The following is an 11,584-nucleotide window of genomic DNA, read 5'->3' on the forward strand; positions in this document are numbered from 1 at the left end:
TCACTCTTAACCTCCTTTATTAAGGAGGTTTTTTGTGCTTTAGTCATGGTTCTAGCAAATATAATGCTTAATATAGGCATAAAGTCGTGGTATTATATACCTTGATTATAGGTTCTAATGGACAAGGATGGTGAATCATGTGTTTCCGAAAATTAATGATGTGTTATACATACAAGTTGCTGGTAACGACCAGAAGGAGGAATCCTTTGAATTTAAGTCGCGTATTGCGGAAGAAGATTCGCAAAATTTTCTAATTGAAATTCCCATGTCACAAACAAACGGACACTTAAAAAAATTGTTTCTGGGGGAAGAACTGTCTATATTTTTTATGAGCGAAGGCGGGATTAAAAATTACTTTAATACCCATGTAACAGGTTTTAAAGAAGACAATATCCGGATGGTTCGTATTCACAAGCCTGCTCGGGACAGCATCAGCAAAATTCAGCGTCGAAACTTTCTCAGGGTAAAGGCCAACTTGGAAATTGCGGTTAAGCATGGTGCAAACGAATCCAGATTTGTAGCACAGACATATGATGTGGGAGGTGGAGGCGTGTCTTTTCAGACTCAGGGTTCACATTCTCTTGAAGAAGGAGAATCATTGTCTTGCTGGATTTTGGTTCCGTATAAAAATGGGACTCAGGAGCATGTTCCCTTCCAGTCTGAAATTGTGCGCATTCAGCAGATGGAAAACGGCCGCAAACTCATTATGCTGAAATATGAGAGAATCGCTGATCAAGAGCGCCAGAAACTGATTAAATACTGTTTTGAAAGACAGTTAGAATTCCGGGAAAAATCGTAGTCATCCTATGATTTTCTTTCTTAGTAAACATGTCGCTTATTTTGCATCGCCTATAAATGTGTGGTATAATTTTCACGTCGCAGGCAATGCCTGCTTTTTTCTTGAGGTTAGGTTAGGAGGAATTCCCTGTTGGCAAGGCAACATGTATCTTCAATTAACAAAATAAATGTAGCCATTGATGGACCTGCTGGCGCAGGGAAAAGTACAGTGGCCCGCTTGGTAGCGAAAGCACTTTCCTATGTATATGTAGATACTGGAGCTATGTACCGAGCAGCAACGTGGTACATGATGTGCAAAAAAATTCCTGCAGAAAATGTACAAAAAGTGCTTCAACATGTACCTGAGCTGGTGATTGAATTAGTACCGGACCCCACAGGCCAAAAGGTTTATTGTAACGGGGAAGATGTTACCACTGTGATTCGTTCGATGGAAGTGACTAGCAATGTGTCACAGTATTCGAGTATTGCTGGTTTACGTACACGTTTGACCGAAAATCAGCGTGAAATGGCTGCGCGTAAGGGTGTCGTTATGGACGGACGCGATATTGGAACAACCGTGCTTCCCAATGCGGAAGTTAAGGTGTTCATGACCGCAAGTGTTCAGGAACGTGCCTCTCGTCGTTTTAAAGAACTAAGCGGAACTGATGATATCACTCTGGAACAGCTTGAACGTGACATTGCGGCACGTGATAAGTTTGATGAGGAGAGGGAGGTATCCCCGCTTCGTTGCAGTGAGGACGCCATCGTGCTTGATACGACCCATATGGGCATTCAGGATGTCGTAGATACGATCGTATCTTATTGCTTAACGGAGAAGGATGGAGAGATCAGCCAATGATATATACTGTATGCGCCAGTATTTTGCGTCTCATTTACCGTGTTCTGTTTAGGCTTGAGGCGGTAGGTAGGGAAAATGTTCCTGCTGAGGGCGGAGTGCTGTTGTGTTCTAATCATATTAGTAATCTTGACCCTCCTACAGTTGGCATTTTGCTGAAGCGAAAGGTTCACTTTATGGCTAAAGCAGAGCTGTTTAATGTTCCTGTACTGGGTCCGCTGATTGACAAACTGGGAGCTTTTCCAGTCAAACGTGGTGGCGTGAGTAAGGAATCTATTAAACTGGCATTGAACATTTTGCGTGACGGTAAGGTTATGGGGATTTTCCCCGAAGGCTCCAGAGGAGCTGGGGGAATTGGTAAAAAGGGTGCTGCCAGTTTTGCACTGCGCAGTGGAGCGGCTGCCGTTCCGGTCGCCATTGTTGGTGATTACAAGCTTTTCCGTAAAACGAAAGTGATATACGGTAAACCTGTTAATTTGGACGCTTACCAAAAGGGTGCCGATGTCGAAGGAGATCCTCTTGAACTGGCAACAGAAGCAATTATGTCACGCATTCGCACGATGAAGGAAACGGGTAAGCCTACGAATGATTGAAAGGCTTGCATGAATTGTGTCTAAGCTAGGAAAACTAGAACAAAAATGTATTATGTTTTGAACTCTGCCAAGCGCAGGTTTAAATAAATGGTTTTTTTGAATTGAGGAGGGTATTGACATGTCGGAAGAAATTAAAAATCAAGAAGCTGCTGAAGCGGCAAATCAAGACGAGCTCGATCAAATCGTCTCCCTGAAAAAAGGTGACACCGTTAAGGGTACAATTGTGAAATTGGAAGATAACCAAGCGGTAGTAAGCATTGGATATAAATACGATGGAGTTATTCCAATTCGCGAATTGTCTTCTGGTCTGGACAATGCAGAAGAAGCAGTACAAGTGGGTCAAGAGGTTGAAGCTAGAATTATCAGCATCGACGATGGCAAAGAAAAACTCGTTCTGTCCAAACGTGCAATCGACAGTGAAAACGCTTGGGAAAAGTTGGAGAAGCTGTTCGAAAGCAAAGAAGTATTCGAAGTGGTTGTGAACGATGTTGTTAAAGGCGGTATCGTAGTAGACGTGGGTGTGCGCGGATTCATCCCTGCATCCATGGTGGAACGCCATTTTGTTGAAGATTTCAGTGATTACAAAGGCCGCACATTGCGTGTTGTTGTGAAAGAACTGGATCGTGAAAACAACAAAGTGATCCTTTCTCAAAAAGACGTTCTGGAAGCAGAATTCGAAGCTAACAAACTTAAAGTAATGGCTGAGCTGAAAGAAGGACAAGAAATCGTTGGTACGGTTCAACGTCTCACTCAGTTTGGTGCTTTCGTAGATGTTGGCGGAGTTGACGGTCTGGTTCACGTATCTGAAATTGCTTGGACTCATGTTGATAAGCCTTCTGATGCTGTTTCCGAAGGAGATCAAGTGAAAGTGAAAGTCTTGAAGGTAGATCCTGAAAAAGGAAAAATCAGTCTGAGTATGAAAGCTGCACAGCCTGGTCCTTGGGAATCTGCTGCTGGACAATTCAACAACAATGATATCGTAACTGGTGTTGTTAAACGTCTGGTTAACTTCGGTGCATTCGTTGAGATCGCTCCAGGGGTGGAAGGTTTGGTTCATATTTCCCAAATTTCCCACAAACACATTGGAACGCCACAAGAAGTTCTGGAAGAAGGACAAGAAGTTAAAGTTAAAATTCTTGAAATGAATCCTTCTGAAAAACGTGTTAGCCTGAGCATTAAAGAAACTGAGGAAGCTCCTGAAGCTGCTCCAAAAGCAGAAAGAGCACCACGTGCATCTCGCGCGCCTCGTGAGGAACTGAATAATCCTAACGTTTCCCTCAACAACTCCGGACTGAGCATTACGCTTGGCGAACGTTTTGGCGATAAGCTGAACAAGTTTAAATGAGTTTAAATCAATATATTTTATAATAAGCACATAACGTACACCATCGGCGGACCCAGAGGGTTCGCCGATTGTTGTTACGTGACCATATCGCCAATAAGTATGTTTTTTGCTATGATGATAGCGGAAGAATTGACAGGAGGAGTGAATTTATGGCAAGACCCGTTGTGGCTATCGTTGGTCGTCCGAATGTGGGGAAGTCCACCATTTTTAATCGGATAATCGGGGATCGTTTGTCCATCGTGGAAGATAAACCGGGAATCACTCGTGACCGTATTTACGGTATATCGGAGTGGAATGGTAAATCCTTCAGTATTATTGACACCGGCGGCATTGAGATTGATGGTGAGGATGTTATTTTAAAATCTATCCGTATGCAGGCCGAACTCGCAATAGAAGAAGCAGATGTTATTGTATTCATGAGCGATGCAAAAGCAGGAATAACGCAAGCGGATGAAGAGGTAGCTCAAATGCTATATCGTTCGGGTAAACCGATCATTGTAGCAGTAAACAAGGTGGACAACCTCAGTCGCGCTGACCTGATCTATGAGTTTTATTCTTATGGATTTGGTGATCCAATTGCTGTTTCTGGTAGTCACGGCACAGGGATTGGTGATCTGTTGGACGCAATTACGTCCAATTTACCTGAGCTAGAAGAAGATCATTATGATGAGGATGTTATACGTGTCGCTTTGATCGGACGTCCGAATGTAGGTAAATCTTCCCTCGTTAATGCCATTTTAGGAGAAGAACGGGTTATCGTCAGTGACATTGCAGGCACAACGCGTGATGCCATTGACACGCCTTTTGAAAAAGACGGTCAAAAATATGTACTGATTGATACGGCCGGTATGCGAAAACGTGGTAAAGTATACGAAACGACTGAAAAATATAGTGTAATGCGTGCGATGCGTGCCATTGAGCGTGCGGATGTTGTATTGGTCGTGATTAATGGCGAGGAAGGCATCATTGAGCAGGATAAACACATTGCTGGCTATGCTTATGAAGCGGGTAAAGCATCGCTGTTTGTTGTTAATAAATGGGATGTCGTAGATAAAGACGACAAAACAATGCACCAGTTTGAGACGAAAATCCGTGACCACTTTCTGTTCATGACCTATGCTCCGATTGTGTTCTTATCTGCAAAAACAAAGCAGCGTCTGCAAAAGCTGCTTCCAGTTGTACAGCATGTGGCACAGCAGCATGTTATGCGTATTCAGACACATCTGCTGAATGATGTAATTTCCGATGCGGTTGCCATCAATCCACCACCAACAGACAAGGGTCGTCGTCTGCGTATTAACTATGTGACTCAGGTTGCTGTTAAACCGCCTACGATGGTTGTCTTCGTAAATGATCCAGAAATAATGCACTTCTCTTATGAGCGTTATCTGGAGAACAAAATACGCGCCGCCTTTAACTTTGAAGGAACTCCAATTCGTATATTTACACGGCGCAAGTCTGACGAAAGTTAGGAGCGAATAGGTTGATTTTACAGATCGTTGCCATCGTACTCAGTTACTTGCTTGGCTCTGTCAGCTTTAGTTTGCTGTATGGAAAATTAAAAGGAATCGACATTCGTCAACATGGAAGCGGCAATGCCGGTGCGACGAATACGCTGCGCGTGCTTGGAAAAGGCCCGGCTATTCTGGTACTGCTGCTTGACGTATTTAAAGGAGTTATTGCAGTGCTGCTAGGGCACTGGTTGGGTGGAGAATCATCCTGGTTACCGGGTTTGTGTGGTATTGCGGCGATTGCAGGCCATAACTGGCCGGTATATTTTCACTTTCGCGGAGGGAAAGGGATTGCGACTGCCATTGGCGTATTGGCATCGCTTGCCTTTCTGCCGGCACTATACGCCGGAATTATTGCGATACTTGCTATCGTAATAACGCGTTATGTATCTCTGGGATCATTAATTTTTGTCATTTTGACCCCTTGGATATTACTCGTACTTGGCTATGATTGGCCGTTATTTTGGACGGCTCTAATCATTTGCCTGTTCGCTGTATGGAGACACCGTACTAACATAGTCAAGTTGGCACGGGGAAATGAGAATAAGCTTGGCTCCAAAGGAGGAGATCGTCTTGTCTGAGAAAATAGCTGTGCTGGTCGCAGGGAGTTGGGGAACAGCCCTTGCTTCCGTACTTGCGTCCAATAACAACGATGTCTCCGTCTGGACGAGAAGCGAACAGCAAGCTGCCGAGATCAATGAGAAGCATACGAATGAGCATTATTTACCGGGCTCGACTTTATCTGACCGCATTTCAGCTACAACAGATATGCAGGCAGCGGTATCTGGAGCTAAAGCGGTCATCATCGTGTCTCCTTCGTCTGCCGCTCGGCAGGTTGCACGTTGTCTGAAGACTCATTTCACCAAAGATATGTTGGTAGTACATGCCATTAAAGGCTTTGAAACAGAGACACTCAAGCGTATGTCCACGGTGATCTCGGAAGAACTGGAAATCGCGGAGGATGATATTGCGGTGCTGTCAGGCCCGAGCCATGCGGAGGAAGTGGTGAAGAAATGTCCTACAACGGTTGTTGTAGCTTCCTCCAATGAGAAGGCCGCACAGGCTGCTCAGGGGCTGTTCATGAACTCCTATTTCCGCGTCTATACTAACCGTGATTTGCTCGGTGTAGAACTGTCCGGTGCTTTAAAAAACATTATCGCACTGGGTGCGGGAATGTCGGATGGACTTGGCTTTGGCGATAATGCCAAAGCGGCTTTGTTGACCCGTGGATTAGCTGAGATTACCCGTGCTGGTGTTGAGATGGGGGCAAATCCATTAACCTTTGCCGGACTCGCTGGCATAGGCGATTTAGTGGTCACTGCAACGAGTCGTCACAGCCGCAACTGGCGTGCAGGATCATTATTGGGACAGGGCCAACAGCTTGATGCCGTACTTGAATCTATGGGTATGGTCGTAGAGGGGATTCGTACGACAAAAGCAGCATACGCCATCTCGCAAAAATTGGGTGTTCAAATGCCTATTACAGAGGTGCTGTATGGAGTGCTATTTGAAGGACGCGACGTTCGCAAGGCCGTTGAGGCATTAATGGGTCGCGATCCTAAAACCGAGATGGAAGTCATGTCGCTTGAAACGTGGGAGCAATGGCATTCATAAGGGCACAAAGGATCTTATAAAGTATAAAGGTTATCTCATGAGTAGATTTTTCTACCATGAGATAGCCTTTTTTGGTTAGGCGCTTGGCATGTCTTTCGTATGCTTAATCACCTTTTGTCTCCACCACTCATAGACTGAGTTGAGCAATGGCGAGGAGGGGAGATTGTGAGTAAAAACTTTCCGAAAGAAGCATTGAAGGCCATTAACAAAAAAGGCGGCAAAAACATATCTGAAAATGCTGTGAAAAAGCTGGCAGGTACGGTAAAGCCGGACACGCTTCAAAATGAGACGCAGTTGCGTCAGCTGATCAAACAGGTGTCTGCGATGGCTAACATTCCGGTGTCGGAGGATACAGTTAGGGATATTGTCGGAGCTGTCAAAAAAAGCGGAATGAATCCTTCCAACATGGAAGCGTTAATGAAAATGATGATGAAAAAGTAAAACACTAGCCGCACGATGCTTGGCTCTATTCACCGTGAACCGGGAAGGTTTGCGGTCTTTTTATATTTTGAGGTAGGGAAGTGCTGTTTTAGCACACAAAATGTCGAACTGCCATGTCGAACATGTTATAATGATGCCCATCAGGAAACGGGAGAAAAAAACAGCAAAGGAGGAAACCATATTGAAGGAGGCAATATCATCAGTGTTAGTGGACAGGCTTCCTCACGATCTGGCTGTGGCGCTGGGTAGCCTTACAGAGAGCTGGTCAGCGGTGCCGGTTCCGTGGATGCTGGGGGGAAGCTGTGCACTACTTGTGCAAGAAGTTGAACTGGATCGCTTGCCTCGGGACATTGATATTTATGCAGATATTCATGCAGCAAAGCAGCTACATGCACACTCGCCAGGTGTGGGTATAGACCAGCAGCAGGTTGACCGTAGCGGATCTTACGTTTCATTGCTAAGCCACTATGACCTAGAAGGATTTCCAGTTGAATTGGTAGGAGGATTCGAGGTTTTATGTAATGGAGCTTTATACCGTTTGGAGGTCGAGCGTCTACTCTGGTCGGCTGGGATACAGCTTGATTTGGAAAATGCGTCATTACGTTTGATGCCTCTTAGCCACGAGTTGCTGTTCAATCTGTTGCGAAATCGACCTGACCGCTATCAAGCGATTGCAGATGTCATGAAGCGAGACCCGCAACGGCACATCGGGATATTAACGAAGCTATTGGTCAGTAATATTTGGAATAAGGAGCAGCTGGATAAGCTCGGAGAGCTTCTCCCTTGGCCAGAGCTACATTCCTTAATCCGAATGAGCAACGAAATATAAGTTACGGGCGTATTATGAGGAAAGGGGAATGGAGAACCGTTCATGAATGTGCAGATTACGTTCAAGCCGTCAGGCAAGCGTGTACAAGTCGGTCAGGGCACGTCATTGCTCCAGGCTGCCCGTAAAGCAGGTGTGTATATTCCCGCTCGTTGTGATGGTAAAGCAGCCTGTCTGATGTGTAAGGTGCGGATAGCACCGGAACAGGCTGAGCTGGCAGGTCGCCCTAATGGGGCTGAACAGCGTAAGCTGGGACCTTTACTGGATGAAGGAATACGTTTATCCTGTCAGGCCCGTGCTCAAGGAGATATGGAGGTAACCATACCGGAGGATAGACTCAAGGCAGCTATCAGGCGGCAACTGGAGCGTCAGGCGCTGGATGATGAGCTGTGGTAATGTCTGTTATATCAGTAGAGCAAAAAACAAAGGATATTTCTCGACGGTTAGAAACGGTCAGAGAAGTATCCTTTTTTATTTAAGTCTAGCAACAAAGTCATGGAGGGTTCTTGCTGTGCATATATTAGGTGAGTGGACCCAAACGTAGAAATATTGTTCCTGCAATGATCGCTGTGACGTAATCTATTTTTTTAAAAACTAAACATATTTTACGGAGGGGATACATATGATGGTATCAGTCCAAATGCATGTACGAGTTTACGCCGTTTCGCCGATTCCATCAGTCTCCTGAATCTCGGCGGCGGACGACTTCCGGGCATTTTAAAGGCTGTTCTGCCGCATCTGGGATCAAGCAGTTGGTTGAACACGAAGCGGATGCTCTTTAAGCATTTTTCCTTCGGAGACTTTTGAGGAGGGGATTTCATTGGAGAAAGTGGACATTTTTAAAGACATTGCCGAACGCACCGGAGGAGACATCTATCTTGGGGTTGTCGGCGCAGTCCGAACAGGAAAATCAACGTTTATCAAGCGGTTTATGGAAACGATTGTTCTGCCCAACATTACGAGTGAGGCGGACCGTGCCCGTGCCGTAGATGAGTTGCCGCAAAGTGCGGCAGGGAAGACGATTATGACGACGGAACCTAAATTCGTACCGAATAATGCCGTCCAGATCAAAGTAACGGAAGGACTGGACGTGAATGTACGTCTGGTTGACTGTGTGGGATACGCCGTAGAAGGTGCAAAAGGCTACGAGGATGAAAATGGTCCAAGGATGATCTCTACACCATGGTTTGAAGAGCCCATTCCTTTTCAGGAAGCAGCAGAAATTGGTACACGTAAAGTTATTCAAGAGCACTCGACACTCGGTGTGGTAGTCACCACAGACGGGACCATTGCTGAAATCCCGCGTAGCTCTTATGTAGAGTCGGAGGAACGCGTCATTGAAGAGTTGAAGGAAGTTGGCAAGCCATTTGTGCTGGTTATCAACTCCACGCATCCACGCAGTGATGAAACACTTCAACTCCGCAGTGAACTGGCTGCCAAGTACGATATTCCAGTCATGACTCTCAGCGCGGCGACCATGACGGAAGATGATGTTACGGGTGTACTTCGTGAAGTATTGTATGAATTCCCAGTGCATGAGGTGAATGTGAATCTGCCGAGCTGGGTTATGGTATTGAACGAAAATCACTGGCTGCGTAGCAACTATGAAAATTCCGTTCGTGATACGGTTAAAGATATTCGGCGTCTGCGTGATGTAGATCGAGTGGTCGGCCAGTTTATGGAATATGAGTTCATCGACAGAGCCGGCTTAAGCGGAATGAATATGGGGCAGGGCGTAGCTGAAATTGATTTGTATGCGCCTGATGAGCTGTATGACCAGATTCTGGTAGAAGTCGTTGGGGTAGAGATTCGCGGCAAGGATCATCTGCTGCAAATGATGCAGGATTTTGCCCACGCTAAACGGGAATATGACCGCTTTGCCGAGGCACTGGAAATGGTCAAGACAACGGGATATGGTATTGCTGCACCGTCACTGGCCGAGATGGCACTGGACGAACCGCAATTGATTCGACAAGGTACAAGATTTGGTGTGAGGCTGAAAGCAACAGCTCCTTCCATTCACATGATCCGTGTCGATGTAGAATCGGAATTTGCCCCGATTATCGGAACAGAGAAGCAAAGTGAGGAGCTTGTACGGTACCTGATGCAGGATTTTGAGAATGATCCAATCAAAATTTGGGAGTCAGACATATTCGGACGTTCGCTGCATTCCATTGTGCGTGAAGGTATTCAGGGCAAGATTGCCATGATGCCGGACAATGCACGCTACAAGCTTCAGGAAACGCTGGGCCGCATTATTAACGAAGGCTCTGGTGGTCTTATTGCTATCATTCTTTAAGGCTAAGCTATACCAAATATGTGTAAAAGTAATACCGTAGAGGGCTGGCTGCTCTTTACGGTATTTTTTTGTGAATTTGTTGTTTTTTGATATGTGAGGACGTGATTTTTTTTATATTTAATAAAACCTATTTACATACTTGGTTTAACGCGATATATTAAGTATCAAATTTGAATCATTTTGTGGATTGAACAAGGGGGAAACAAATCATGTATATCCAAAAAGGGCTCCAAAAAAACAAGAAGCTAGGGCTAGGAGCCATTATGCTGCTGGTGCTGATTATACTGGTTACAGCATGTGGGGCGCCGAAAACAGAGAGCGGTGCTCAGGGGACAAGCCCTGCAGGAGCGAATACAGGAGACGGAAAAGCGGATAGTTTAAATCTAAAGGGTAAACGGGTTGCTTTGATCATGGAGTTTAACACGGGTACGTTTTCGCAGCAGTATGTTCAAGGCGTGGAAGATGAAGTGAAGAAATTTGGCGGTACGCTGACCAAGTTTGTTGCTAATAACGATAAGGCTAAAATGGCTTCTTTGCTAGATAGTGCCATTAACCAGCAGTTTGATGTCATTTTGACTGATCATGGTGACGCGTTGCTGGAGCCAGGTCTTAAAAAAGCAATCTCCCGCAATATTCCAGTTATCGTGTTCGATGCGGCGGTCAATGTTCCGGGCGCGGTAGTGCTCTCACAGGATGACCAAAGCATGGCGGAGCTGACGTTGGAGCAAATGAAGAAAGACATCGGTGGCAAAGGAAACATTGTGAAAGTATGGGTTGCAGGGTTTGCGCCAATGGAACGTCGTCAAGTCGCTTATGATGCATTTTTGAAATCCAATCCAGATATTAAAGAAATTGCGACTTTTGGTTCGGCTCAGAATCCTGCTTTGGATACGCAAGCCAAAATGGAAGCTGTGTTAAAGCAATATCCTAAGGGCCAAATTACAGCAGTATGGGCGGCTTGGGATGAATTTGCCAAAGGTGCAGCTCGTGCAATACAGCAAGCTGGGCGTACGGAAATCAAAGTTTACGGGATTGATATGAGCGATGAAGATTTGCAAATGATTCAGGACCCGAAAAACCCATGGGTGGCTTCAGCAGCCGTAGATCCAACAGATATTGGACGGGTACAAGTGCGCTATGCCTACCAGAAGCTGCATGGGGATAACCCGGAGGAGAAGGTTGTACTGAAGGCAGTATATGTGCAGCGCGAAGAGTTGCCAGATAAGCAAATTTCCACATCCGAATTGTCTCAATATGTGAAAGGATGGGGCAAAAGCGAGCAGGGCTACAAGGATTGGATGAAGGAATATGAAACGTCAAAA

The 11,584-nt window shown here is 45.5% G+C and carries 13 protein-coding genes; all 13 read left to right on the top strand.

Annotated features, from left to right (window positions below; all coding sequences use genetic code 11):
* Positions 1 to 139: 139 nt before the first annotated feature.
* On the top strand, positions 140 to 799 hold the full coding sequence (locus AC5V8P_RS06075) for a flagellar brake protein (protein WP_064796386.1): 660 nt from the start codon (positions 140 to 142) through the stop codon (positions 797 to 799).
* A 129-nt stretch (positions 800 to 928) separates the two neighbouring features.
* Positions 929 to 1,636 carry a (d)CMP kinase gene (cmk, locus tag AC5V8P_RS06080; protein ID WP_063213505.1) on the top strand — a complete coding sequence of 236 codons (708 nt, stop codon included), beginning with the start codon at positions 929 to 931 and terminating at the stop codon, positions 1,634 to 1,636.
* On the top strand, positions 1,633 to 2,226 hold the full coding sequence (locus tag AC5V8P_RS06085) for a lysophospholipid acyltransferase family protein (protein WP_063213504.1): 594 nt from the start codon (positions 1,633 to 1,635) through the stop codon (positions 2,224 to 2,226). Before cmk ends, AC5V8P_RS06085 begins: the two co-directional genes overlap by 4 nt.
* Positions 2,227 to 2,344: 118 nt before the next feature.
* The gene (gene rpsA, locus AC5V8P_RS06090; protein ID WP_063213503.1) at positions 2,345 to 3,571 is read left to right on the top strand and encodes a 30S ribosomal protein S1; all 1,227 of its coding nucleotides are present in this window, start codon (positions 2,345 to 2,347) and stop codon (positions 3,569 to 3,571) included.
* Between the two features lie 149 nt (positions 3,572 to 3,720).
* Entirely contained in the window at positions 3,721 to 5,043 is a 1,323-nt protein-coding gene (gene der, locus AC5V8P_RS06095; RefSeq protein WP_013371698.1) for a ribosome biogenesis GTPase Der, read from the top strand.
* 11 nt (positions 5,044 to 5,054) lie between these two features.
* Positions 5,055 to 5,663 carry a glycerol-3-phosphate 1-O-acyltransferase PlsY gene (gene plsY, locus AC5V8P_RS06100; protein WP_064796387.1) on the top strand — a complete coding sequence of 203 codons (609 nt, stop codon included), beginning with the start codon at positions 5,055 to 5,057 and terminating at the stop codon, positions 5,661 to 5,663.
* On the top strand, positions 5,656 to 6,696 hold the full coding sequence (locus AC5V8P_RS06105) for an NAD(P)H-dependent glycerol-3-phosphate dehydrogenase (protein ID WP_064796388.1): 1,041 nt from the start codon (positions 5,656 to 5,658) through the stop codon (positions 6,694 to 6,696). The genes plsY and AC5V8P_RS06105 overlap by 8 nt, the downstream gene beginning before the upstream one ends.
* A 165-nt stretch (positions 6,697 to 6,861) precedes the next feature.
* Positions 6,862 to 7,137 carry a stage VI sporulation protein F gene (locus AC5V8P_RS06110; protein WP_063213500.1) on the top strand — a complete coding sequence of 92 codons (276 nt, stop codon included), beginning with the start codon at positions 6,862 to 6,864 and terminating at the stop codon, positions 7,135 to 7,137.
* A gap of 178 nt (positions 7,138 to 7,315) precedes the next feature.
* Positions 7,316 to 7,966 carry a hypothetical protein gene (locus tag AC5V8P_RS06115; RefSeq protein WP_064796546.1) on the top strand — a complete coding sequence of 217 codons (651 nt, stop codon included), beginning with the start codon at positions 7,316 to 7,318 and terminating at the stop codon, positions 7,964 to 7,966.
* A gap of 42 nt (positions 7,967 to 8,008) precedes the next feature.
* A complete protein-coding gene (locus AC5V8P_RS06120; RefSeq protein WP_064796389.1) occupies positions 8,009 to 8,359 on the top strand; it encodes a 2Fe-2S iron-sulfur cluster-binding protein in 351 nt (116 codons plus the stop codon).
* Between the two features lie 248 nt (positions 8,360 to 8,607).
* Positions 8,608 to 8,745 carry a hypothetical protein gene (locus AC5V8P_RS06125; protein WP_013371690.1) on the top strand — a complete coding sequence of 46 codons (138 nt, stop codon included), beginning with the start codon at positions 8,608 to 8,610 and terminating at the stop codon, positions 8,743 to 8,745.
* Between the two features lie 38 nt (positions 8,746 to 8,783).
* Positions 8,784 to 10,262 carry a stage IV sporulation protein A gene (gene spoIVA, locus AC5V8P_RS06130; protein WP_013371689.1) on the top strand — a complete coding sequence of 493 codons (1,479 nt, stop codon included), beginning with the start codon at positions 8,784 to 8,786 and terminating at the stop codon, positions 10,260 to 10,262.
* Between the two features lie 209 nt (positions 10,263 to 10,471).
* On the top strand, positions 10,472 to 11,584 hold a 1,113-nt coding region (locus AC5V8P_RS06135; RefSeq protein ID WP_064796390.1), incomplete at its 3' end, for a sugar ABC transporter substrate-binding protein.

It is taken from the genome of Paenibacillus sp. N119s, from assembly GCF_059447605.1.